At 62.2% G+C, this 22,972-nt stretch carries 20 protein-coding genes; 10 read left to right on the top strand and 10 right to left on the bottom strand.

Annotated features, from left to right (window positions below; all coding sequences use genetic code 11):
- Nucleotides 1-10: 10 nt before the first annotated feature.
- The 3 genes from EYW47_RS32325 to EYW47_RS32315 form a co-directional block, all read right to left on the bottom strand.
- Nucleotides 11-1,363 (bottom strand): efflux RND transporter periplasmic adaptor subunit, encoded by a 1,353-nt coding sequence (locus EYW47_RS32325; protein WP_133198876.1) that lies wholly within the window; start codon nt 1,361-1,363, stop codon nt 11-13.
- Nucleotides 1,364-1,865: 502 nt separating this feature from the next.
- A complete protein-coding gene (locus EYW47_RS32320) occupies nt 1,866-3,509 on the bottom strand; it encodes a methyl-accepting chemotaxis protein (RefSeq protein WP_133198875.1) in 1,644 nt (547 codons plus the stop codon).
- A gap of 381 nt (nt 3,510-3,890) precedes the next feature.
- Entirely contained in the window at nt 3,891-4,364 is a 474-nt protein-coding gene (locus EYW47_RS32315; RefSeq protein WP_133198874.1) for a VOC family protein, read from the bottom strand.
- A 403-nt stretch (nt 4,365-4,767) separates the two neighbouring features.
- Between EYW47_RS32315 and EYW47_RS32305 the strand changes: the two genes are divergently transcribed.
- Nucleotides 4,768-5,079, top strand: coding sequence for a cupin domain-containing protein (locus EYW47_RS32305; protein WP_165976738.1), 312 nt, complete (start codon nt 4,768-4,770; stop codon nt 5,077-5,079).
- Between the two features lie 58 nt (nt 5,080-5,137).
- On the top strand, nt 5,138-5,296 hold the full coding sequence (locus EYW47_RS41105; RefSeq protein WP_165976734.1) for a hypothetical protein: 159 nt from the start codon (nt 5,138-5,140) through the stop codon (nt 5,294-5,296).
- A gap of 91 nt (nt 5,297-5,387) precedes the next feature.
- On the opposite strand, the gene EYW47_RS32300 is transcribed toward EYW47_RS41105, so the two are convergent.
- Complete coding sequence (locus EYW47_RS32300; protein ID WP_133198873.1) at nt 5,388-6,263, bottom strand: AraC family transcriptional regulator; 876 nt, start codon at nt 6,261-6,263, stop codon at nt 5,388-5,390.
- Nucleotides 6,264-6,532: 269 nt separating this feature from the next.
- Between EYW47_RS32300 and EYW47_RS32295 the strand changes: the two genes are divergently transcribed.
- Both EYW47_RS32295 and EYW47_RS32290 read left to right on the top strand, forming a co-directional pair.
- Nucleotides 6,533-8,116, top strand: a complete 1,584-nt coding sequence (locus EYW47_RS32295) for a BCCT family transporter (RefSeq protein WP_276322974.1) — start codon at nt 6,533-6,535, stop codon at nt 8,114-8,116.
- A gap of 41 nt (nt 8,117-8,157) precedes the next feature.
- On the top strand, nt 8,158-9,084 hold the full coding sequence (locus tag EYW47_RS32290) for an alpha/beta hydrolase (RefSeq protein ID WP_205710195.1): 927 nt from the start codon (nt 8,158-8,160) through the stop codon (nt 9,082-9,084).
- 70 nt (nt 9,085-9,154) lie between these two features.
- Here the strand turns inward: EYW47_RS32290 and metE are convergent, their stop codons facing one another.
- Nucleotides 9,155-11,440, bottom strand: coding sequence for a 5-methyltetrahydropteroyltriglutamate--homocysteine S-methyltransferase (gene metE / locus EYW47_RS32285; protein ID WP_133198871.1), 2,286 nt, complete (start codon nt 11,438-11,440; stop codon nt 9,155-9,157).
- A gap of 139 nt (nt 11,441-11,579) precedes the next feature.
- Between metE and EYW47_RS32280 the strand changes: the two genes are divergently transcribed.
- Entirely contained in the window at nt 11,580-12,488 is a 909-nt protein-coding gene (locus EYW47_RS32280) for a LysR family transcriptional regulator (RefSeq protein ID WP_133198870.1), read from the top strand.
- 102 nt (nt 12,489-12,590) lie between these two features.
- Here the strand turns inward: EYW47_RS32280 and EYW47_RS32275 are convergent, their stop codons facing one another.
- The 4 genes from EYW47_RS32275 to EYW47_RS32260 all read right to left on the bottom strand — a co-directional run bounded on the left by EYW47_RS32275 (nt 12,591) and on the right by EYW47_RS32260 (nt 15,893).
- Nucleotides 12,591-13,166 carry a cytochrome b gene (locus tag EYW47_RS32275; protein ID WP_165976737.1) on the bottom strand — a complete coding sequence of 192 codons (576 nt, stop codon included), beginning with the start codon at nt 13,164-13,166 and terminating at the stop codon, nt 12,591-12,593.
- 569 nt (nt 13,167-13,735) lie between these two features.
- Nucleotides 13,736-14,305 carry a YdeI/OmpD-associated family protein gene (locus EYW47_RS32270; protein ID WP_133198868.1) on the bottom strand — a complete coding sequence of 190 codons (570 nt, stop codon included), beginning with the start codon at nt 14,303-14,305 and terminating at the stop codon, nt 13,736-13,738.
- A gap of 527 nt (nt 14,306-14,832) precedes the next feature.
- The gene (locus EYW47_RS32265; RefSeq protein ID WP_165976736.1) at nt 14,833-15,138 is read right to left on the bottom strand and encodes a hypothetical protein; all 306 of its coding nucleotides are present in this window, start codon (nt 15,136-15,138) and stop codon (nt 14,833-14,835) included.
- A 197-nt stretch (nt 15,139-15,335) separates the two neighbouring features.
- Nucleotides 15,336-15,893 carry a winged helix-turn-helix transcriptional regulator gene (locus EYW47_RS32260; protein WP_133198867.1) on the bottom strand — a complete coding sequence of 186 codons (558 nt, stop codon included), beginning with the start codon at nt 15,891-15,893 and terminating at the stop codon, nt 15,336-15,338.
- Nucleotides 15,894-16,042: 149 nt separating this feature from the next.
- Here EYW47_RS32260 and EYW47_RS32255 point away from each other — a divergent pair, with 149 nt between their 5' ends.
- The 5 genes from EYW47_RS32255 to EYW47_RS32235 all read left to right on the top strand — a co-directional run bounded on the left by EYW47_RS32255 (nt 16,043) and on the right by EYW47_RS32235 (nt 22,208).
- Nucleotides 16,043-16,684: a cysteine hydrolase family protein gene (locus EYW47_RS32255; RefSeq protein ID WP_133198866.1), complete on the top strand. Its 642-nt coding sequence runs from the start codon at nt 16,043-16,045 to the stop codon at nt 16,682-16,684.
- Nucleotides 16,685-16,846: 162 nt separating this feature from the next.
- A complete protein-coding gene (locus EYW47_RS32250; protein ID WP_133198865.1) occupies nt 16,847-19,720 on the top strand; it encodes an ATP-binding protein in 2,874 nt (957 codons plus the stop codon).
- 194 nt (nt 19,721-19,914) lie between these two features.
- The gene (locus EYW47_RS32245) at nt 19,915-20,604 is read left to right on the top strand and encodes a dienelactone hydrolase family protein (RefSeq protein WP_133198864.1); all 690 of its coding nucleotides are present in this window, start codon (nt 19,915-19,917) and stop codon (nt 20,602-20,604) included.
- 43 nt (nt 20,605-20,647) lie between these two features.
- Nucleotides 20,648-21,337 carry an alpha/beta fold hydrolase gene (locus EYW47_RS32240; protein ID WP_133198863.1) on the top strand — a complete coding sequence of 230 codons (690 nt, stop codon included), beginning with the start codon at nt 20,648-20,650 and terminating at the stop codon, nt 21,335-21,337.
- Between the two features lie 175 nt (nt 21,338-21,512).
- Nucleotides 21,513-22,208, top strand: a complete 696-nt coding sequence (locus tag EYW47_RS32235; protein WP_133198862.1) for a dienelactone hydrolase family protein — start codon at nt 21,513-21,515, stop codon at nt 22,206-22,208.
- 516 nt (nt 22,209-22,724) lie between these two features.
- On the opposite strand, the gene EYW47_RS32230 is transcribed toward EYW47_RS32235, so the two are convergent.
- Complete coding sequence (locus tag EYW47_RS32230) at nt 22,725-22,958, bottom strand: hypothetical protein (protein ID WP_133198861.1); 234 nt, start codon at nt 22,956-22,958, stop codon at nt 22,725-22,727.
- Nucleotides 22,959-22,972 lie beyond the last annotated feature (14 nt).

Here is a 22,972-nt window from a genome sequence, read left to right as displayed (position 1 = left end):
GGGCTGCGGATCAGGACGCCTGCGCGCCGGTGGGTTGAGAGGCGGGTTGCGCGGCGGCGCCCGCGGCGCTCGCCCCGGAGGCAGGCGGCAGCGGCCTTGCGTGGGCATGCGAGGCGTTGCCCATGCGTGCCGCGCTCGCGCCATGGGCGCCACTGGCCGCGCCGGCGGCACCGGGCTTGCCCTCCGAGGGCTGGATTTTCGCGCCGTCGTTGAGGCGGTCGAGTCCGTCGGTCACCACGCGCTGACCCGCCGCGAGGCCCGCGACGATCACCGTGTGCTGGCCGTCGCTCGGGCCCAGCGTGACCTTGTGCACGGACACCGTGTTGTCGGCGTTCACGAGATACACATAGTCGCCGGGCGCGCCGGTCTGCACGGCGGGCGTGGGCACGAGCACGGCGTTATCCATCGTGTCCACGAGCAGCCGCACGTTCACGAACTCGTTGGGGAACAGCGCCTCGTCGTCGTTGGGCACGCTCGCGCGCAGCGTGACCGTGCCGGTGGCCGTGGCCATCTGGTTGCTGATCGCGTAAAGCGTGCCGGTGGCGAGCTCCCTGGTGTTGTCGCTGCTGTAGACCGTGATCGGCAGCTGCGCTCCCGCGTTGACACGCTGCAGCACGTCCGAGAGCGAATTTTGCGGCACCGTGAACTGCACCGTGGTGGGCTTCATCTGCGTGATGACGGCGATGCCGGTGGAGCTCGACGCCGTCACGTAGTTGCCCGGGTCGACGAGGCGCAGGCCCACGCGCCCGGACACGGGCGCAGTGATACGGCAGTAGATGAGGTCGAGCTCGAATTGCTTGATGTTGGCAAGGTCGGACTTCACGGCCGCCTCGTCCTGGGCGACGAGGAACTTCTGGTCGGTATAGGTCTGCTCGGCGATCGACTGCTTCGCGTGGAGCTGCGTGAAGCGCTCGAGGTCGGAGCGCGCCTGCGCGAGCGAGGCGCGGTCCTTGGCGAGCTGCGCCTCGGCCTGCTCCTTGCTGATCTCGTACTGGCGCGGATCGATCTGCGCGAGGAACTGGCCTTTCACGACGTTCTGGCCTTCGCGGTAGCCGACTTCGGTGAGATAGCCGCTCAGTTGCGGCAGCACCGTGACGGTGGCGACCGGCGTGACCGTGCCGAGCGCGTCGAGCGTCACCGGCATCGCGCCGAGCGTGGCGGGCGCCACGGTCACGACTTGCGGGGCCGCGGCGCGCACGGGCTTCTTGCCGCGCAGCACGTGCATGACCACGAGCGCGATCAACACCAGTACGATCAGCGCGAAGATCCAGCGCCCGCGCCGCTTGCGTGGCGGCGCAGCGCCGGGTGCGTTGGGCGGTGTGGGGGCTTGCGGGGCAGTGGGGTGGTTTGGCGTGTCGCTCATACCAGTCTCTCAGAGGTGCCGACGATCCGTGCAGCGCGCGTGCTCGCGCGGGTGCCATGTGCGGAACACTTCGGCTGGGCCGCTCGGGCGCCGTGCCGGTTGTCGTCGGTTCGCATACGCATATTCGTGGTTGTTGTTTGCAGCCGTTGCCGGGCGCGATCCCGCTACCAGGGCCGGACCGCGAAAGCTGGAAACTTGCAGTCTAACCAACTCGCGCGCTAATTTCGAAACGTCAGGTAATTGAAAGATTTATCCGCGTTACATGGGCCGGCTTTCGTCATTCGACGTTACATATGGCAGGCTCGTGCGGCATAGCGGTAAGCGATGGAAAACGCCGGAAACATGCGGGAGAGGGATCGTCGAAATGGGCGCGCCGCAGCCTGCTGCCAGTTCGGATTCACGTTGAGTGCGATCTTCGGAGTGCGCCTGTGCAATGCACCCCAAATGCACCCCAGCAGCCGGACCGCCGTTGCGACGGTCCGTGGGTTTGCGTTTCGTGGGATCAGGCGCTCATCGGCTCGAGCGCGCGCCAGGAAGGGGCGGTGGTGGAAGGGTTCGAGCGCGTCTGGAGCGGGCGCGCGGCAAGCGTGCCAGTAGCGAGGCGGAAAACCGCCACAATCCGCCCAAGCTCCGCGCCCTGATGGTCGAGCGACTGTGCCGCGGCAGCCGCCTCTTCGACCAGCGCCGAGTTTTGCTGTGTGACCTGATCCATCTGCATGACCGCCTGACTGACCTGCTCGATGCCGCGCGTCTGCTCATGGGACGCCGCCGCAATCTCGGCAATGATTTCCGTGACACGGTTGATCGCTTGAGCGACGTCGGACATGGTCTTGCCCGCCTCGCCGGCTTCGGCCGTTCCGCCGCGGATTTCCTCGACCGAAGCATGGATGAGGTCCCGGATTTCCTTGGCGGCGGTCGACGCCCGCTGCGCGAGGCTGCGCACCTCGCCCGCAACGACGGCGAAACCGCGTCCCTGCTCGCCCGCGCGAGCGGCTTCAACCGAGGCATTCAACGCGAGGATGTTGGTCTGGAAAGCAATGCCTTCGATGATGCCCGTGATCTCGCCGATCTTGTCCGAGCTCCGACTGATGGTCCCCATGGTCGCCACCACGCGGTTCACGACCTCATTGCCTTTGACCGCCACCGCCGACGCGCTCGATGCCAACTGGCTCGCCTGTCGCGCATTGTCGGCGTTCTGCCGGACTGTCGAGGTCAACTCCTCCATGCTCGATGCCGTCTCTTCAAGCGAAGCCGCCTGCTCCTCCGTGCGCGAAGACAGGTCCGCATTGCCGGCCGCGACCTCGTTGGCCGCCGTCATGATGGAGTCGGCCGACGACTTGATGCCCGACACCACCTCGACCAGGCGGGTCTGCATGCTGGACAGCGCTTGTAACAACGCGCCCGATTCGTCCTTGCTCGTGGCCGTGACGGTGGAGGTCAGATCGCCTTTGGCGATGCTCTGCGCGAGATGAACGGCCTCGCGTATCGGCCGCGCGATGAGACGTGCAATCCACCCGGCCAGCAGTGCGCCGATCACCGCCGCCACGAGCGTGCCAATGACGAGCGCGGCCTGGGTGCGGGTCTGCAGGGATTCGACTTCCGCGGCGCGAACCGTGAGGAGCGACGCCTCGTTGCCCGCTATCTCCTGGATCGTCGCGCGCATGGCGTCCATTTGGGCTTTGCCCGAGTCCTGCTTGAACCCGCCAATCAAGGCGTCGAGCGTAAGCTGGCCTGCATTGACGGCCTTTCTCCTGGAAAGCAGGTCCGCGGCGAAGCTGGATGCCCAACTGGCCTCCTGTGCCTCCAGTCGATTCAGCCGCTCCTGCTGTTTCGCGTTGTCGCTAGTGAGCGACCGTGCCTCTCCAAGGTGCTGCTTGAAGGCATCGGTGCCCTTTTCATAGGGCTCCAGCATGGTTGAGTCGCCGACTATCGCGTAGCCGCGCAGGCCGGTTTCCATATTGACGAGACTTTCTGTTAATGCGCGTGTTTCATCGATGACCTGCCAGGTATGAATGTTCCACCGGTTCGCTTCGGTCACTGATGTAAAGAACGAATAGAAAACCACACCCAGTATCACAAGGACGCTGACGACCAGGCCAAACGCGCTGTATAGCTTGACTGCAATGGGCAAATTCGAGAATTTCATGGGTCCCTCAGATGGAATCACCGCTTGCAGCTCTCGAATAGCGTGTTATGGGTAGCTTTAAGCGGACTGCCGGCTTGAATATCGGCGCATCCCTTTGTGGAGGCTGCCGACGAACGACTCCTTACTCTGGGGTAAACGGCGGCAGTCGAGTGCGCTTTATAGCGTCCCTTAATAGTTATTATTGGCGTCGGGGACCAAGCCGATTGGCTGTGACCAGATCGAGGAGCCACCCGGGAAACGGGTGTGCTCGCATCGATCACGAGAGACATCGATTATTTCGAGGCGCGCATCGTGCTCAGCGGCCATGCGCCGGGCGATGAACGCCCAGGGGTGAGCCGCTTTGGGTTACTGAGCGGTTTCCAGTGCCGGGCAGCGGCGCATTTAGCCCGCCGTGCCCGCATAAGCCGCTCTCAGTGCGGCCACATCGAACTTCACCATCGACATCATGGCGTTGGCCACACGAGCGGCCTTGAGCGGGTCGGAGTCGGCCATCATGCGCATGAGATCGTCGGGAACGATCTGCCACGCTATGCCGAAGCGGTCTTTGAGCCAGCCGCACTCGAGCGGTGCGCCGCCTCCCTCGAGTAGCGCATTCCAATAACGGTCGAGCTCGGCCTGATCGGCGCAATTGACCATGAGGGAGATCGAGAGGTTGAACGCTTCGGGCTGCCCGGAGCTCATGGCAAAGAACGGCTGCCCAAACAGCACGAAGTCGACGACCTTGGTGGAGCCGGCACTTGGTACCGGCGTGACCCGGACAATGCGCGAGTCCGGAAAGATTTTCGTATAGAAAGCCGCAGCTTCTTCGGCTTGCGTGGAATACCAGAGAAAAGGCGTGATCTTTTGAATCGTCATGACGTATCTCCAATAAATTTGGATCAAATGCGCGGGCGAGCCACGAGGTGCATTCGAACGACGAACGAAGACTATCAAAATAGACACTTCAGGACGAAAAATCCCGCTCATTTACGAAATTAGCTGCCGCGGGTATGACCCCGATTGACTTATCGCGTAGCGGCCACGCGACAGGCGCCCTATCGGCATGCGCATGCGCGTGGCTCAGTCGTCTTTGCCTTGCGTGCAGCACTCGCGTTTCACGAGATTCACGAGCCAGTCGGCAAATACCTGAAAGCGGCGGGAAAGATGCTGCCGGTGCGGATAGAGCAGCGTAACCGGCATCGGCGCGGCGCATGTGCTGCGGCGTCGCCATGATATTCTGAAAGCTCATTTCGCATGGGTAGCGGCCGACCGGATCACCATGAAAATTATTCGTAGCAAGACCTTCACTGCCACGCGTCCTTGGGGTGCACTCGATATTGCTAACATGGGGGGCATTACGACAAGGCTGCACTGGACAGATCAGCCTTATCGATGGCACGTCAACGACGGCGAAGAGGTCTTTGTTGTACTGGATGGTCAGGTCGAAATGCGCTATCGCGAAGCGGGCATTGAGCAATCAGTGATCCTTGAGGCCGGGGATATCTTTTACGCATCTGTTGGGACCGAGCATGTCGCTCATCCGCGCGGAGAAGCGCGCATCCTCGTAGTTGAAACGCAAGGCAGTGTATAGGTCTTGGCGTCGGCCTCGGCGGGATAGGTAGTCAGCTGACTGCCGCACTCCGATTTGCATGTCCCGTGCGGCTTTTTCCAGCGAGAGCGTGCGCGAGCGCATGCGTTTGCTCGACTGGTTCTGCCGCTTGCGCCGGCGTACGACGGCATCGAATCAGGCCGTCGAGCGCGGCACGCATCAGTACAAGAACGCCGGAGTGTTCTACGGAGTCTGGTGACGCTTTGCAGCCGATTTGAAACCGCAGCAGCCATCATCGCCGAGGCGGACGATCGTCCTCTGCATTGCGTGCGACGTGCGCTTATGTGCGCTTACGTGCGGTTTTCCGGCTCGGGGCCGCCATGGCCATATGCGTGCCCGAGCGTTTCCTCCGGGCCGTATTCGCTGGGCGGCACGCCCAGTTCGCGCCGGAACATGTCGCTGAAGCTGCTGGGCAGATAGCCGAGCTCGCGTGCCGCGGCGCTCACGGACTGGCCTTCCGCGAGCCGCGACACCGCAATCGCGAGCTGCACCTGGCGTCGCCATTGCGCGAAGCCCATGCCCAGCTCGCGCGTGAAGAGGCGCGCGAGCGTGCGCACGCTCGCGCCCACCTGCGCGGCGTGCTGCTCGAAGGCGATCTCGTTCGACGGATTGTCGATCACCGCGCGGCACAGCATGGCGAGGCGCCGGTCTGCGGCACCGGCTGTGCCGCTCGTGCCCGAGACGCCCGATCCACCCGCCGTGCCGGTGGCATCCGGCAGCGGGATGCGCAGCGACGAGCGCTTCGCGTGAGCGAGCTCCATCGCCGCGAGCTGCGAAGCGGCGGCGAGCCAGGCCTCGTCGCGTTCGTGCTCGCGCTCGGCGATGGTCTTGATGAGCTCGCGCAGCAAGCCGTCGATCTGGAACACCTCACATTGCTTGCTCAGGTGGCCGATGTCGCGCTCGTGGAAATAGAGATTGCGCATCTCGACGGCGCTCATCATATGGATCGCGTGCGTCGTGCCCGGCGGCAGCCAGACCGCGCGCTGCGGCGGCACGACGAGCGCCTCGCGGCCCGCCTCGACCCACATGACGCCCGAAACGGCATAGAGGACCTGGGCCCAGGAATGCGAGTGCGGCTCGATGTGCAGGCCACGCGGGTAGTGGCGGGCGAGCGCGCGGGAGAGACCCGGGGCGTCGGTCAGGGGCGGCGGGGCGGCTTCGGGCATGGGGGGCAGGCGGTGCGGGGAGCGTGAACAGGCCCTAAGCTAGCACGACTTCAGGGGCGGTTCGAGCGAGGCGTCATGCCCATGGGTTCGGGCGGAGATTGCCCTCTGGCGCACGGCTCTGCGCCGCGCATTCTTCACGATTCGTGTTTTAAGGATTCACGGATCGCGTGTCTATAGCCGAAATGTCTTGCGGGATACTAGCCTCCGAATTCCTGCGGACACCCACAAGGCAGCAAGACACGCCGGAAGCCTCGAATAAAGGAGACACCTTGGGCAATACCCGATCCAGCCGGCGCGATATGCCGCTCACCCTGATCAGCCTGTCGATCATCTTCTTGTCGGTGGGAGGGCTGGCGGCCTTTCCCAAACAATCGATCTCTGGCGCGGAGCAGGTTCTGTACTGGTGCACCACGATCTTTGCATCGCCGGTTCTGCTGTTTGCATTTTGTTCGTCGATCTTCGTGATTGGGCTGGCCTTCAGCAAGTACGGCAAGATCCGGCTGGGCGAGGGCGCACCGGAGTACTCGACGCTCTCCTGGATTTTCATGTTCATCCTCTCCGGTTTGGGGTCCTCGTCGCTGTACTGGGGCTTTCTCGACTGGGCGTACTACTATCAAACGCCGGGATTGAACCTGCCGCCCGAGTCGCAGCAGGCGCTCAAATTCAGCGTCGCCTATTCGTTCTTCCATTCCGGATTGAGCGCCTGGGCGATCTACGCGGTTGGCGCCGTGGCCATGTGCTATCACTTCCACGTGCGCAAGAACAAGGGGCTGGGCCTCGCCTCCGTGATCGAGGCGATTACGGGCTGCCGCGCGAGCGGTCCCGTCGGCCGGTTGATCGACTTGCTGTTCATGCTCTGCATGTTCGGAGCCCTGACCATTTCGCTGGTGCTCACCGCCACGACGTTCTCCAGGCTTCTGGCCACGCTGACCGGCATTCCGGATACGTTCACGACCCAGTTGATCATCATCCTCGCGGTGTCGGTGCTGTTCACGATCAGTTCGTGGGTTGGCATGGACGGCGGCATGAAGCGGCTCAGCCAGATGGTGTGCTGGGGCGTCGTGGCGTTGACGTTCTACATCTATTTTGCTGGTCCGACCCAGTTCATCACCAGCAATACGCTCTCGAGCCTGGGGCTGATGTTGACCCACTTCGTCGACATGAGCCTGTTCACCGATCCCATGGGCGACGGCAAATTCACCCGCGAATGGACGGTGTTCTACTGGCTGTGGTGGATCTCCTATGCGCCGGGCGTGGCGCTGTTCGTGACCCGCGTCTCGCGCGGACGCACCATTCGGGAAGTTATCCTTGCGATGCTGCTGGCCGGCTGCGTTGGCGTGTGGTTCGTATTCGGCGTGCTGGAGAACTACAGCCTGCACAATTTCATGACCGGCGTGGTCAACGTGCCTGGCGTGTTGAGCCACCAGGGCGGCGAACTGGCGATCAGCATGCTGCTCGACCAACTGCCGGCCGGCCGCATTGTGATGACGTTCTTCCTTTTCGTGATGGCGATCTTCCTCGCGGCGCACATGGACGCCGTGGGCTATGCGGTGTCGGCCACCTGCACCCGCGATCTGGCCGAAGGCGAGGACCCCGCGCCTGGCGACCGGCTCTTCTGGTGCATCATGCTCACGCTGGTGCCGCTGGCGATGATCTTTACCAAAGCGCCGCTCAATACCATGAAGACGGCGGTGATCGTGACGGCCATTCCGTTCCTTGTCGTGCTGCTGCTCAAGGCGTATGGCCTGCTCAAGTGGCTGCGCGAGGACTACGGCCACGTGCCGGGGCACCTGATCGAAGAGCGCAACGCAGTGGCGGACACGGTGGCGGCCGACAAGCAACTGGTCAGCTGAGCGAGGGCATCATGCAAAAACACTACCCACTCAGCGACGCGATGCGCGAGTTCGTGGAGACGAGCGGCCGCTTTGTCGCCGCGGACGACAGCGTGAAGGCCATGCGCGATGCCTACGATGCGCTGTGCCGATACTTCACGCCTGAGCGCGACGCTCGCCTTGTCATTGAAGAGCATGCCATCGCCGGGCCGGACCGGCACATTCCGGTTCGCATCTATCGTCCGTTGGTCGAGGCGCCCACGCAGGGCTGGCCATGTGTGTTGTATCTGCACGGCGGCGGCTGGGTGGTGGGCGGTCTGGATTCGCATGAGTTCATCACGGCGCCGCTGGCGCGCGATTTGTCCGCGGTGGTCGTTGCGGTGGATTACCGCCTGGCGCCTGAACACGTATTTCCGGCCGCGTTCGACGACTGCCTGGCGGCGTGGCGGCATCTGCAGACGCAGGGCGACGCCTGGGGAGTCGATGCATCCCGCGTGGTGGTGGCCGGCGACAGCGCGGGCGGTAATCTGGCGGCGGCGTTGTGCCTGGAGATCGCGCGGATGGGCGGTGTGGCGCCGCGTGGGCAAGCGCTGATTTACCCCGGGCTGGGCACGGATCACAGTCTTCCGTCCTTCCGCGAAAACGCCGACGCGCCGTTGCTGAGCACTGCCGATGTGGAGTATTTCCTGCGCGTCTACGCGCCCGATTCGGCCAGCCACAACGACCTGCGTCTCGCGCCGCTGGCGGCGCCGTCGCTCGGCGGCTTGCCGCCGGCGTTCGTGGCGGTAGCCGAGTTCGACCCGTTGCGAGACGACGGACAGCGGTACGTCGAGCGCTTGCGCGCGGCGGGCGTTCCAGCGCAGTTTCATCTCGGCCGTGGATTGCTGCATGGCTGCATGCGGGCGATGGAGCGCTGCCCCGAGACCGCCCGGCTGTACGAGGCCTTTGTCACGGCGATAGCGGCGATGCTTGGAAGCCCGAGAGGTTAGGACAAGAAGCAGCACGTTGCCGTGAGCGCCTTCCAGGGGAAGGCGCTCACTCGCTTCATTCAAGCGCCGGTCAATGGCGCAGCGTCCTCGCTGCCGCGACCATATTGGTGAGCGCGGGAATGACTTCCTGCCACTGGCGCGTCTTCAGCCCGCAGTCCGGATTCACCCACAGGCGCTCAGCCGGAATGCGCTCGGCGGCCTTGCGCATGAGTTGCACGATGTGCTCCTCAGTCGGGATGTTCGGCGAGTGGATGTCGTACACACCCGGCCCGATTTCGTTCGGATACCTGAAGTTGTCGAACGCGTCGAGCAGCTCCATGTCCGAGCGCGAGGTCTCGATCGTGATGACGTCGGCGTCCATATCGGCAATCGACGCGATGATGTCGTTGAACTCCGAATAGCACATGTGCGTATGAATCTGCGTTTCGTCGCCCACGCCGTTCGCCGTGATGCGGAACGATTCGACAGCCCAGCGCAGATACTCGCCCCATTGCGCGCGCCGCAGCGGCAAGCCTTCGCGCAGCGCGGCTTCGTCGATCTGGATCACGCGCACGCCAGCCTTCTCGAGATCGAGCACTTCCTCGCGGATCGCCAGCGCCAACTGGTAGCACGACACTGAACGCGGCTGGTCGTCGCGCACGAACGACCAGTTGAGGATCGTCACCGGACCGGTGAGCATGCCCTTCATCGGCTTGCTCGTGAGCGACTGCGCGTAGGCGATCCACTCGACCGTCATGGCCTTCGGACGGCTGATGTCGCCGAACAGAATGGGCGGCTTCACGCAGCGCGAGCCATATGACTGCACCCAGCCGAACTGGCTGAATGCATAACCGTCGAGCTGCTCGCCAAAGTATTCGACCATGTCGTTGCGCTCGGCTTCGCCGTGCACGAGTACGTCGAGGCCCAGCTTTTCCTGTTCGCGCACGCTGCGCTCGATCTCGGCGCGCATTGCGGCATGGTAGCCCGTGTTGTCGAGCGCGCCGCTCTTGAACTGGCTGCGCGCCTGGCGGATTTCCGCGGTCTGCGGGAAAGAGCCGATCGTCGTGGTTGGATACGTGGGCAGGTTTAGCAGCGCGGCCTGTTTCGGCGCACGTTGTGCATAGGACTGCTGGCGATTGCCGAGCGTTGCGTCCACGCGTGCGAGCGCGGCCTTCACCGCCGGGTTGTTCACGCGCGGCGAGTGGCGGCGTGCTTCGACGGCGGCGGCGTTGGCGGCCAGTGCGCCGGCAACCTTGTCGCGGCCGTCATTGAGCGCGGTGGCGAGCACGTTCAGCTCGTCGAGCTTTTGCAGGGCGAACGCGAGCCACGAGCGGATTTCGACATCGAGCTTTTCTTCGCTCGCGAGGTCGACGGGCACGTGCAGCAGCGAGCACGAGGGCGCCAGCCACAGACGCTCGCCCAGTTGCTGCGCCAGCGGTGCGAGCCATTCGAGCGTGACGTTCAGGTCGGTCTTCCAGATATTGCGGCCGTTGATCGCGCCAACCGAGAGCACGCTTTGCGCGGGCAGCTTCTGCGCGGCCAGCGCGAGTTCTTCGCGGGCGTTGATGGCGTCGATGTGCAGGCCGTCGACCGCCAAACTGCAAGCGAGGTCGAGATTTTCCTGAAGCTGGCCGAAGTAGGTCGTGAGCAGCAGCTTGACGCGGCGGTCTTCGAAGCCCTCATAGGCCGTCTCGAACGCCTTGCGCCACGCCGGGTCGAGCTCGGTTGCAAGAACGGGCTCGTCGATCTGTACCCACTCGACGTCCATGATGCGGAAATAGTCGAGCAGCGCGCGGTACACCGGCATGATGCGCGGCAGCAGGGCGAGCTTGTCCGAGTCGTCCTTGGCCTTGCCCAGCCACAGATAGGTGATGGGGCCGATGATCACGGGCTTGGCCTTCACGCCCTGCGCGCGTGCTTCGCGCAGTTGTTCGATGAGACGCGAGGTATCGAGATTGAACTGCGTGTCGACCGTAAACTCGGGGACGATGTAGTGATAGTTCGTGTCGAACCACTTCGTCATTTCACCGGCGGCGACGCCTCCGCAGCAGTCCGCATGGTCTTCGGCGCCTTGCGCCGAACGGCCTCGCGCCACGCGGAAATAGTTGTCGAGCTTGTCGCCATGAAAGCCCTGCACGCGCTCGGGCAGATTGCCGAGCGTGAAGCTCATGTCGAGCACCTGGTCGTAGAACGCGAAGTCGCCGACGGGCACGAAATCGAGTGCCTTCTGGTTGTCCCAGTGACGCGCGCGCAGTTGTGCGCCGAGCGCCTTGAGCTCGTCGCGCGAGGACTCGCCCTTCCAGTAGCGTTCGAGGCCGAACTTGAGTTCGCGTTGCGCGCCAATGCGCGGGAAGCCGAGGTTGTGTGTGGTGACCATCTGTGCTGCCATCCAGGAGAAAAGTGCAAAAAACCAGCTGAAGTGGCAGCGATGATAGAGCTATCAGCTGATGAAATAAAATGGCATTATTTCATCCACCCATTAGTTTTCTTCATTGATTGCATCGGGACCCCGGAACATGCTCGAACGCATCCACCTCGTCATCGTGCGCGAAGTCGCGCGCCAGGGATCGCTCACCGCGGCGGCGGGCGCGCTTTTTCTCACGCAATCGGCGCTCAGTCACACGGTCAAGAAAATCGAGCAGCAGTTGGGCACGCCGATCTGGGACCGCGAGGGGCGCAGCCTGCGGCTCACGCAGGCGGGCCAGTATCTGCTCTCGCTCGCCGAGCGGCTGCTGCCGCAATTCGAGCTGGCCGAGGAGCGCATGAAGCAATATGCGGCGGGCGAGCGCGGCACGCTGCGCATCGGCATGGAATGCCATCCGTGCTATCAGTGGCTGCTCAAGGTGGTGTCGCCGTATCTCGCGCGCTGGCCCGATGTCGACGTGGACGTCAAGCAGCGCTTTCAATTCGGCGGCATTGGCGCGTTGTTCGGCTACGACGTGGACGTGCTCGTGACGCCCGATCCGCTGAACCGGCCGGGGCTGCGCTTCGATCCTGTGTTCGATTATGAGCAGGTGCTGGTGGTGAGCGAGAGCCACCGGCTCGCGAACGCGCGGTATGTGAAGCCCGAACAGCTCGTGGACGAGACGCTCATCACCTATCCGGTGGATACGGACCGGCTCGACATCTACAACCAGTTTCTGCGGCCGGCGGGTATCGTGCCGCGTCGCCACAAGACCATCGAGACCACCGACATCATGCTGCAGATGGTGGCGAGCAGCCGCGGCGTGGCGGCCTTGCCGAGGTGGCTCGCGGAGGAGTACGCCGAGCGCATGCCGCTTGCGATCGTGAAGCTCGGCAAGGAGGGCATTGCCAAGCAGATTTTTCTGGGCACGCGGGAGGCCGATGGGGCGGTTGATTATCTGAGATCGTTCGTGCAGTTCGCGAGGGAGTCGAGCTGGGTGGCGCCGCGCGTGCGGGGGTGATCCAGGAGCGCTTTGTCGCCGCGTCGTCGCCAGTTACGTCGTAGCCACTGGATTCAATAAGTAGGATAGCAGAGCAAATAAGGCCCGGCGCAGCGTCCGGGCTTAAAGCATCCTGCGCAACACATCGTTCCGCGCGATCAACTGGTGCTTGATGACCGCGAGCACATGCAGCACGACCAGTCCTGCCAGCAGCGCGCAACTTGCGCGGTGCACGGTGAATAGTTCGTCGGTTAGCGGGCCTCGTTGAAACGGCGTGTGAATCTCAAAGAGGCCAAGGAACGAATAGCCGTTTGGGACCATCAGGAAGCCGCTCGTGAGCACGGCAAACATCGTGAGATAAAGCACGCCATGTACGCCGTGCGCCAGCGATTGCTGCCGGACCGACACACCCCGCATCGCGCGAGGTTCGGTACGAACCAGCTTCCAGCCCGCTCGAAACGGAAACAGGACGATGAGCACCGTCCCGATCGACATGTTCAGTTGGGACAGGAAATGATGCACGGGGCCGCTGGCGATGCGGGTGAGCGTATAGCCCGCCACGCTCGCATAGACGATGCAGGCGGCAAACGTCCAATGGAAAAATCGCGCCACGCCGTCGTAGCGGTCGAGGGCGGGGCGGCTCGCCAGCTTTAGCCGGTCCAGGCCGGGCCTGCCCGAACGATTGTCGGGTGCGGCCAAGGTGGGCGCCTCGCCCGAGTGAGGACAGCATTGCATTGCCGCTGGCGGCATCCGGTTCGCGCGCATCTTCTAGTCCAGGTTCGTCAGGCCATGTCGAAACTTCGGCGTGCGTTCCGTGCATGGCTCACTCATCACCCGAACCGCGTGTGATTAGCGTGGCATCGCCCCGTCGATCTGTGGCGCATCGTACCGGCTGGATCTCATCTCGTCAATAAAGATGAGAATGACTGCTATTTGCATTTACGTTTTGCTTCAGGACCTTTTTCATTGAGCTTGCGTTGAGGTCCTTTGCGATGCGCGAGGCGCTGGCCGGTAGTCCGCGAAGAGCCCAAGAAAGTTCGTCCTGGATTACCGGGGACGGCGAGCGCAAGCGGCTGCGGCCAGAATCCGACGCTCGGCCGGATTTTCGTAACGGCCGGTCACGCGCGAATCGCGGCCAAAGAGATAAATAAACCGTAAGCCAGCATTAATCGACGCTCGCCAGCGCTGAGGCGTGGAGAGCGCTGCGGGTTGCCCGCCCTGAGCGCGGCGTCGTCCGGCGACTTTCGTCGGCGGTCGAGCTTCCTCGTCTAGGGATGAATGGTTTCGCCGCGATTCAGCATGTCGATGAACTCCTCGATCTTGCGCACCCGTGTTGCGGCCTTTTTGGCATTCTGTATCCGAAACAGGATGGCGTAGCGGTTTCGGCCGTTCAGCGTCGCAAAGAACGCGCTGGCCTTGGGATTGGCATCCAGTGCGGCTTGCAGGTCGTCCGGCACGACCGAGTTGCTGGGCGACGTATAGGCTGCCTCCCAGCGGCCATCCTTTTTGGCTTTCTCGATTTCTCGCATGCCCGAAGGAAGCATTCTGCCTGCGGCGATCAGCGCTTCGGCCCGATCTTTGTTGAGCACGGACCAGATACTTTTTGCGGAGCGTCGAGTGAAGCGTTGCAACCAGTGTTCTTCACTTTCAGTCTGCTTTTGACCGTCGATCCAGCCGTGACAAAGGGCACTTTCCAGCGCCTGTTCGTAAGTCAAGGTTGGCTGCCCGGCGCCCTTTTTGGCAAGGCGCAACCATATCCCGGTCGAGGTACCGCCGTTTTGCGTCAACCAGTTTTCCCATTCATTCTGGTCAAGGAATGTCAGACGAGGCTCAGTCATGGAGGATCCGAATGGTTGCATTCAGGCAGCGAGACTTTTTCGTTCACTGAAACCTCGCAGATTACCGATTTGCGCGGATTTGGGAATACCCGATTTATCGACAATTCAGCGTGTACTCTCGGCACGGTTTTCACACGGACACTCGAATGTCAGCAGTGCCTGGGTTCTGGACGTTTGGTGCACGTCCGCTTTTCTTCGCTATTGGATTCTGCCCCTGGCCTGCAATTTAGCGAGGTTTCAGGGGCGTGCAATTGCGCCACCGGCTGATCATTAATTTAGACATGATCCACACTTCCTTATTCGCAGGATAGAGGGTATCCACGAAAGCGGGTCCTCTCCACTCACAGAAAGCGCCTGACATTCTCTAATGGCGGCTATGGCCGGCTATATGGCCGAGCGTGGCAGTATCGATCGACTGCTCGGCTCCAGACAGCGGCCGTTGCCGTCGCGTTGATGAATATCGGCAAGGGGGCGCGTGCGGCCGATCGCCGGCAGACAGAGGCCGGCCAAGCGCAGTCTGCCGAAATTTATGCTCCGAAGTAGTCGAATTCGGGCGTGACGCGCTGCAGATCTTCGACCGAGAGCGTGATGCGCTCGCCGGTTGCAGATGCTGCTCGATATTGTTGCACGGTCGTTAGAAGTCGGCGTTTGTTCAACTCGAACGCGAGTCGCACCTGCTGTACGGTCTCATTGCGAGCGCCGAGCTCTTCGCAGACGACTTCAAATGGCAGCGCGAAGGCGCGGTATCCCCAGCCGAATCCATAGGCGGAAAACCACACCGCCGAGTCGGCGAAAAGAATGGGATCGGTAATGACAGTACGTGGCTGATCCATCGCATTCACCTGCGTCGACGAAAGGGTGACATCGAAGTGTTGCACAGCAACCTTACAAACGCGGAGTTCTGTCGATACGACGTTACTCCTGCGTCGAGATGGTCATCGTGTAGCGGAGGTGTGATTTCGCGAGTCGGGACTGACTCGAACGGGTCGTGTCCTGCGGATCCCCAACAGACAAGACCCGGCATCAAAGGTCAATCCCTGACGGAAATGGCATTGCGCTTTCGTGGGGCACGTTTGGAAACCTGGTTTTTCCGCTCTACAGCAAAGGCCTCCGCGCGAGCGGCTCGTTCGGCCGCCCACGATGGATTGATCCGGGTTTCAACCTGGCTAAAGCTGAAGGGCAGGTCGGCTTCTTCGGGTTGCCAGTCTGCGTCGATGGTCGCGCCGGTCCGGCGATGCGTCATCGTCACAGCGCTTTCAGCCTCTGGATCGAGCCCGCAGTGCCGCATTCCCCACAAGCGAAGGGTCAGCATCACCCCGTCAAGCTCGCGCGCATTGTCTGTGATGCAGTAGGCGTACCGCTTGGGTCGCTCGTGATAGAGCCGGCGCTCGATGAGGTCGTTGTCCTCCATGGTTTTGAGGCGCTGGGTAAGCAAGTTGGGCGACATCCCGGTCTGCGCCTGAATGCCATCGAAGCGATCGTTGCCCATTCTCAGCTCGCGCAGAATCAAGATGGTCCAGCGATCCGCAATGATGGCAGCCGCACGAGCGAGGGGACAAAGCGTCTCGCCAGTATCCTGTTGTTTCATCTCGATCCCTCAATAAACCCCACATTCTGAACCAGCCGGCGCAGCGAACCAAGATCGCTAACGTTCATCGGTCAAGTCTTTACCCTTTACAAGTTGTGTAACTTCAAATATTGTAGTCACACATTCAACGTACCAGAGGGCTCCTCAAAATGGCAAATCAATCCGCGTCTGGGCTGACTTACGAGCCTGATTTGACGGGGCTGCTCATCGTCGATCCCTATAACGACTTCCTGTCAGAGGGAGGCAAGCTCTACGAACTCTGCCGCGCGACACTGGAGGCGAACAATGTCGTAGAGCATATGCGGCAGGTCCTCGCTGCCGCTCGAACGGCTGGTGTGCAAGTCTTCATTGCCCCTCACCATCGTTGGCGCGAATGCGATCTGCACAATCATTGGAAGACCATACCGCCCATCGGCGCCGCCGCCGACAAGGGACGTGTCTTTGCTGACGGGACTTGGGGGGGAAGTTTTCACCCTGATTTCGAGCCGCGCCCTGGTGAGATCGTCGCGCAGGAACACTGGCTCTCAAGCGGGTTCGCCAACACGGATCTTGACTTTCAGCTCAAGAAGCATGGTCTGCGCAAAGTCATCGTGATTGGCATGCGCGCTAACACATGCATTGAATCCACCGTTCGCTTTGCGGCAGAGCTAGGCTACGAAGTCACGCTCGTGAAAGATGCCATTGGCAGCTTTGGACAAGCCGAGATGGACGCCTCGCTTCAGTTCAACATGCCGGCTTATGCGTGCGCCATTGTTTCGACTGACGAAATCGTCGAGAAGCTGTCAGTCTGAGGATCTGGAGGTGGATTCATGGCTCGTGAATCAATCGCCGTTTCGTTGGCCGAAATATGACGACGCGCCAACGCGTCAACGCTCACATCGGCAGTGAAGCAGTCTCTCATCCGGACGACCGATCCTGACCTTTCAAGGGCGAATGCGCTGTCTCCAGTGACCATGGCGGAGTTCGACGTGCACCCCAATGCTCTCTCCCCGAATGACGGCATCGCGTTTGGCCCGTTCTTGCTGCTTCCGGCACAGCGCGAACTATTGAAGGGCGGCGAATCTGTCGCGATAGGCAGTCGCGCGCTCGACGTCCTGATCGCGCTTGTCGAGCGCCACGGTGAAACGGTGGACAAGCGCGATTTGATTGACCGGATCTGGCCGCGCACTGTCGTTGAGGAGTGCAATCTGAAAACCCACGTGGCGGCGCTGCGCAAAGCCCTGCAGGACGATGGGCACGAGCATCGCTACGTGGTGAACGTGCCGGGCCGGGGCTATTGCTTCGTCGCCGCCATCGATTACATCGGGCGCGCGCCGTCGTCTGCGTTACCCACAAACGAACTCTTGCCGGCATTGCGCATCCCGTCCCGCCTCAGACGCCTCATCGGTCGCGAGAACGCAATCGAGACGATTTCCTCGAAGCTTCTCGACGGGCGTATTGTGACGATCGTCGGGCCCGGCGGAATCGGCAAGACAACCGTCGCAGTGGCCGTTGCACACAAACGTCGGGCCGAAGCGAGCGGGCTGGTGAGCTTTGTCGATCTCGCACCGCTAACCGGAGCGGCGCTAGTGCCAAGCGCACTGGCCACGGCGCTCGGCAGCGGCGTCCGGTCGGACAATCCGATTCCAAGCCTCGTCGAGTGGCTCGCCGGCAAGCACATGCTGATCGTGCTCGACAGTTGCGAGCACCTGATCGACGCGGTTGCGTCGATGGCCGCTGTCCTGCTCGAAGGGGTGCCCGACCTGCAGATCCTTGCCACGAGCCGCGAGCCGATCAAGGTCGCGGGCGAGGTCCTGCATCGTCTCCCGCCGTTGAGCACCCCGACGGTGTCGGATGCACTGACGGCGTCGAGCGCCATGGGCTACGCGTCGATCGAACTCTTCGTGGAGCGCACATCCGAGCGTCTCAGCGCGTTCCAGCTTAGCGATCCGGTTGCGCCCATTGCCGCGGATATTTGCCGAAGGCTCGACGGCAATCCGCTCGCCATAGAGCTCGCGGCGGGCCGCGTTGATGCGTTTGGCGTGCAGGGTGTGTCGTCGCTGCTGACTGACCGCTTTGCGCTGCTGACAGGCGGGCGGCGCGACGCGCCAGCGCGTCAGCAGACGTTGATGGTCACGCTCGACTGGAGTTACGACCTGCTCCCGGAAGTCGAGCGGATCGTCTTCCGGAGATTGGGCATCTTCGCGGGTTACTTCGATATGGAGGCGGCCGTCAGGGTAGCAGCGAACGATTCCATCAGCTCCGCAGAGATGCTCGGCATCCTGGCCAATCTCGTCGACAAGTCGCTGGTCTTTGCTGATATCAACAGCGGCATCACCCGCTACCGACTTCTTGATACGACCGTTGCGTACGCACGCAAACGCCTTCTCGATCTCGGCGAAATCGAAAAAGTGGCGAGGCAGCACGCGACCTGGTATCTGCAGCTTCTGCAGCGCACGGAGGAAGCCGATCAAAAACCGTTGGACGACATTCAACGCGGTGTGCAGGGCAATGTTGCAGACAATGTCCGCGCAGCGCTCGACTGGGCCTTCACCGCGGGAGGCGATCTGAATCTCAGTATCCAGCTCTCGATTGCGTCGGTTCCGCTTTGGCTGAAGCTCTCGCTGATGAACGAGTGCCGGATCCGCATTTACCGCGCAATCGAGGCCATGGCAGCCGCGAATAGCGTCGACGAGTGGATCGAAATGCAACTCCGGACTGCACTCGGTGTCGCCTTGTATTCGATCGGACCCGGTCCGGAAGCGAGGGCGGTATGGACCCGGGTATTGCAGATTGCCGAGCGCCTCGACAACACGGACTATCGCTTGCGTGCTCTTTGGGGGCTTTGGGTCGACACGGTCACCGGCGATAACCACGAAACCGGGCTGACCCTTGCGAAGCAGTTTGCGCAGCTTGCCGCGAAGGCGCACGATTCTCTGGCATGGTTCGTCGGCGACCGGCTGGTGGGGACATCGCTCTATTTCCTGGGTGAACAGGGCGAGGCGCGGACGCACTTCGAGAGGATGCTAAGCCGGCCGCCTACTGCAAGCCATAAAACGCAGATCCTGCGCTTTCAGTTCGATCAGCTCGTTGCCGGCAGAGCCTTTTTTTCGCGGATTCTCTGGGTGCAAGGGTACCCCGATCAGGCGTTTCGCGAAGCCCAGGCAAGCGTCGAAGAGGCATTGGCCCACCAGCATTCTTTGTCGCTGTGCTACGCGCTCGGTCAGTCTGCGTGCGCTATCGCGCTGCTCGTCGGCGACTTCGAGACCGCCCAGCGCAACATCCAGTTGTTGCTCGAGCACTCCGCCAGGCACGAATTGCGGCTATGGCAGAGCATGGGCCGTTGCTTCAGCGGCATTCTTCATATCAAGGTTGGCCGCAAAAAAGAGGGAATCGAACTCCTTTCGCAAGCCATCAACGAGCTTCGCAACGCCGGGTTCGCGCTATATCACACTGCTGCACTCTGCGAGTTCGGTGCCGCTCTCGGAAGCATTGGTGAACTGCATGCGGCGCAGCGTGCAGTTGATGAGGCACTCGAGCAATCGTCGCGAAACGATGAGCGGTGGTGTCTGCCCGAGTTGCTGCGCACCAAAGGCGAGCTATTGCTCGCCCAGTTTGGTACGAGCGCGGCGCCGGCCGCCGAAGATTTCTTTCAACGATCACTTCAACTCGCCCTGCGTCAGGGCGCGTGCGCCTGGCAGCTTCGCACGGCTTCGAGCCTCGCGAAGCTGCACCGCGACGAGCCCGTTCACGCATCCCACGCGTTGCTCGCGCGCACTGTTGAGTGGTTCACAGAGGGATTTGAAACGCCTGACCTCATAGAGGCCCGAGCGTTGATGGACAGATAGTCGAGTCGGCCACGATTCCGGCGTAGCTCGCCTGCGCCAGCGGCGGGGATTGACCGCAATTCACCACGATTCACTCACGCCCGCATCCGCCAGCGGCTAGCCTACGTCGTGCGATCAGTCAGCGCATCCTCAAACCGTGTGGCGTGTCGTGCGTCCGCAGGACGATCGCGGCGCCCGTGCGAAGGGAGCCGGCCATGGCGTCGAGCGTCGAAGTCATTGTGCCCGACGGGACCTTTTACGCCTATCTGGCGGAGCCCCGTTCGGTGCCGGCGCCTGCCGTGGTTGTCGTGCAGGAAGCGTTCGGCGTGAATGCCGACCTTCGCATGACCTGCGACGAGCTCGCATCGAAGGGGTTCATCGCCGTGAGCCCCGACCTGTATTGGCGCCAACAGCCACGCGTCGAGCTGTCCGACAAGACCGACTGGCCGCAGGCGCTCGCGTTATACGAGGCGCTCGACCTCGACCAGGCCGTTTCCGACCTGCAAGCGACGATCGAGCAGGCGCGCGCCATGACCTGGTGCACGGGGCGCGTCGGCGTGGTCGGGTTCTGCCTCGGTGGGCTGCTTGCGTATCTGGTCGCTGCGCGTGTCGGCGTCGATGCGGGCGTCGGCTATTACGGCGGAAGAACGGACGAATTCCTCGGCGAGGCGCGGGCGGTGCGAGGGCCGCTGCTGATGCACCTGGGCGATCAGGACGAGTACATCGGCCCCGCCGCGCAGAAGGCGATGCGCGATAGCCTCACGCCGCTCGGCGTCGAGATTCGGACTTATGCCGGCTGCTCGCACGCGTTCGCGCGCCATAACGGCGCGCATTTCGACGCCAAGGCGGCCGCGAAAGCCAACGTGCGAACCGTTGAATTCCTCAACCAGCATCTTTTTGAGTGAGCGGTCCGCAAGCCCTGAGAAGCACTCACCTTAGGAGAGCACTATGAAGCCGAGTATCGTTTTCGCCCACGGCATCTGGGCCGATGGTTCCTGTTTTCAGAAGCTGATCCCAGCGCTGCAGGCGGAGGGTCACGACGTGATGGCTGCGCAATATGGCCTGGATACGCTGAAAGGCGATGTCGACGCGACCGTGCGCACGATCGCGCGGGTCGAAGGCCCGGTGGTGCTGGTCGGCCACTCCTACGGCGGAACGGTCATCACCCACGCCGGCATGGACCCCAAGGTCGCCGCTCTGGTGTATATCGCCGCCCTGGGCCCCGATGAGACCGAGACCTCGCAGAGCCAGCAGGACAAATTCCCGAAGACCGAAGTCTTCAACCACATCGAGGTGGCCAACGGCCGCGTTTGGCTGAAGCATTCCGGCCCTGCCGCGTTCGCTCAGGATCTGTCGCCGGAAGAGCAGAAGGTCGTCTATGCGACCCACTTCGCGCCGGCGCTCGACCTCTTCAACCAGAAGCACGAAGGCATCGCCTGGCGTACGAAGCCGAGTTGGTCGATCGTGGCCACGGAGGACAGAACCGTCCATCCGGACCTGGAGCGGTTCGCCGCCAGGCGCATGGGCGCCACGACCGTCGAGCTCGAGGCCAGCCACGTCCCGATGCTCTCGCAGCCGCATGCGGTTCTCGACGTGATCCGCAAGGCCTGCGCCGCGGTCGCCGCCAGGCAGGGATAGGTGCTCCTGGGCAAGGCTTCTGGTCATCCGCCCCCGCCCCCGGCACTCGCGCCGAAGCACTGCATGTACTGAATGGATCAGGACTAGAGAGCCCGACCTTCCGCGCAGACGATGTGCGCCAGCCCCGGCGACATCGGCGGGGATCCGGGAAATGGGGTCGTCGAAGGAGAAAGCGATGGAAAGTCATATCGTCATCGAGGGCCGGGACGGCGCCTTCGGAGCCTATATTGCGCGGCCGGCCGATCTACCCGCGCCGGCTGTCGTCGTCCTGCAGGAAGTGTTCGGGGTCAACGCCGATATCCGCAAGCATTGCGATGAACTGGCCGGGTTGGGCTTCATCGCGGTGGCACCCGATCTCTACTGGCGACAAGAGCCTGGCGTCGACCTCGACGTCAGATCAGAACCTGACTGGCAGCATGGGCTGAGTCTGTACCAGGCTTACGATCGGGACGCCGGCGTGAGGGATATCGAAGCTACCGTCACGACCACGGCCGCGCTACCCGAGTGCACCGGAAAGGTCGCCGTGCTCGGCTATTGCCTTGGCGCCCTGATGGCCTTCCTGACAGCGGTTCGCTCCGAGGTTGACGCCGCCGTGGCCTACCACGGCGGCGACACCGAAAAGTACCTCGGTGAGGCGGGCGGCCTTCATGGGCCACTGTTGATGCACCTGGGGGAGGAAGACGAGTTCATCTCCAAGCCGGCTCAAGAGGCAATCAAGGCGGCTCTCGCTGGCAAACCGAATGTCGCGATCTACAGCTACCCGGGCCAGCGTCACGCGTTCTCTCGCAACAATGGCGCTCACTACGATGCCGCTGCCGCCGCCCTGGCCAACGCTCGAACCCGCGATTTCCTGAACCGCGAGCTCCGATGATCCTGGCTGCTCGCCTTGTCGGCGAGCAGCTCGCATAAAGTATGTGCGATAGGACTCCAAACTGCACCGAGGTACGAGCGAATCGCGGCCCAGGAACCGGCAACTACTCCACGTACGCCCACGACTGTTGCCCCTGTCTACCGTGTCGGTGACACGTGGACATTGCTATACAGTCAACCGGACACTCAAGCAGGAAGCACGTCCGAACAGAAAGTCGTGTCGGCGACTGAAAAGCACACGACACTCAGTGCCACTAAAAACGGTGGGCCGCCAATCGAAATCGATTTTGACGATCAGGGAAATATGATCCGCAGCGGTAGCACAACGTATCAGCCTGATCGGTCACCGGACAGGATCGTCAACGCGTGAACCGACACGTATCTGACGCAATCATTACGCTGCGCTGGCGAATGGCTGTCGACATCTACAGGCGACCGCATAGATGTCCGTATTGCTGTGTTACACCACATGAATTTGCGAAATAGTAGTGCCAAGTGTTTCCATTTTGATAATTTTTCACCGGAAATACGGTAAGAACCTCGTTGCACGCAATCGAATCAAGCGGGCGGTTGCGGAAACGTATCGAAAATTCTCGATGTGACCGGCCTTTGCTTTGTAGTCCGCCTTGTCGGCCTGCTCGTGCAAATACTGGAGGATCGCCTCGCCAAAAGTATGCTTGAGCTTTTCGCGGAACTTTGCGATACGCCACAGCGCGTGCTTTATTCTTCCGTGCAGGCCACGAGCCGGCATTGGCGCAAAACCTC

This window comes from Paraburkholderia silviterrae (assembly GCF_004353915.1).
GTDB lineage: Bacteria > Pseudomonadota > Gammaproteobacteria > Burkholderiales > Burkholderiaceae > Paraburkholderia > Paraburkholderia silviterrae.
This window is presented reverse-complemented; position numbering and strand designations above follow the sequence as displayed.

Excerpts from the sequence above, each read along its gene's own strand:
- EYW47_RS32325 (WP_133198876.1), bottom strand. The coding sequence starts at position 1,363 with ATGAGCGACACGCCAAACCACCCCACTGCCCCGCAAGCCCCCACACCG.
- EYW47_RS32320 (WP_133198875.1), bottom strand. The coding sequence starts at position 3,509 with ATGAAATTCTCGAATTTGCCCATTGCAGTCAAGCTATACAGCGCGTTT.
- EYW47_RS32315 (WP_133198874.1), bottom strand. The coding sequence starts at position 4,364 with ATGACGATTCAAAAGATCACGCCTTTTCTCTGGTATTCCACGCAAGCC.
- EYW47_RS32305 (WP_165976738.1), top strand. The coding sequence starts at position 4,768 with ATGAAAATTATTCGTAGCAAGACCTTCACTGCCACGCGTCCTTGGGGT.
- EYW47_RS41105 (WP_165976734.1), top strand. The coding sequence starts at position 5,138 with ATGTCCCGTGCGGCTTTTTCCAGCGAGAGCGTGCGCGAGCGCATGCGT.
- EYW47_RS32300 (WP_133198873.1), bottom strand. The coding sequence starts at position 6,263 with ATGCCCGAAGCCGCCCCGCCGCCCCTGACCGACGCCCCGGGTCTCTCC.
- EYW47_RS32290 (WP_205710195.1), top strand. The coding sequence starts at position 8,158 with ATGCGCGAGTTCGTGGAGACGAGCGGCCGCTTTGTCGCCGCGGACGAC.
- metE (WP_133198871.1), bottom strand. The coding sequence starts at position 11,440 with ATGGTCACCACACACAACCTCGGCTTCCCGCGCATTGGCGCGCAACGC.
- EYW47_RS32280 (WP_133198870.1), top strand. The coding sequence starts at position 11,580 with ATGCTCGAACGCATCCACCTCGTCATCGTGCGCGAAGTCGCGCGCCAG.
- EYW47_RS32270 (WP_133198868.1), bottom strand. The coding sequence starts at position 14,305 with ATGACTGAGCCTCGTCTGACATTCCTTGACCAGAATGAATGGGAAAAC.
- EYW47_RS32265 (WP_165976736.1), bottom strand. The coding sequence starts at position 15,138 with ATGGATCAGCCACGTACTGTCATTACCGATCCCATTCTTTTCGCCGAC.
- EYW47_RS32260 (WP_133198867.1), bottom strand. The coding sequence starts at position 15,893 with ATGAAACAACAGGATACTGGCGAGACGCTTTGTCCCCTCGCTCGTGCG.
- EYW47_RS32255 (WP_133198866.1), top strand. The coding sequence starts at position 16,043 with ATGGCAAATCAATCCGCGTCTGGGCTGACTTACGAGCCTGATTTGACG.
- EYW47_RS32250 (WP_133198865.1), top strand. The coding sequence starts at position 16,847 with ATGGCGGAGTTCGACGTGCACCCCAATGCTCTCTCCCCGAATGACGGC.
- EYW47_RS32245 (WP_133198864.1), top strand. The coding sequence starts at position 19,915 with ATGGCGTCGAGCGTCGAAGTCATTGTGCCCGACGGGACCTTTTACGCC.
- EYW47_RS32240 (WP_133198863.1), top strand. The coding sequence starts at position 20,648 with ATGAAGCCGAGTATCGTTTTCGCCCACGGCATCTGGGCCGATGGTTCC.
- EYW47_RS32235 (WP_133198862.1), top strand. The coding sequence starts at position 21,513 with ATGGAAAGTCATATCGTCATCGAGGGCCGGGACGGCGCCTTCGGAGCC.
- EYW47_RS32230 (WP_133198861.1), bottom strand. The coding sequence starts at position 22,958 with ATGCCGGCTCGTGGCCTGCACGGAAGAATAAAGCACGCGCTGTGGCGT.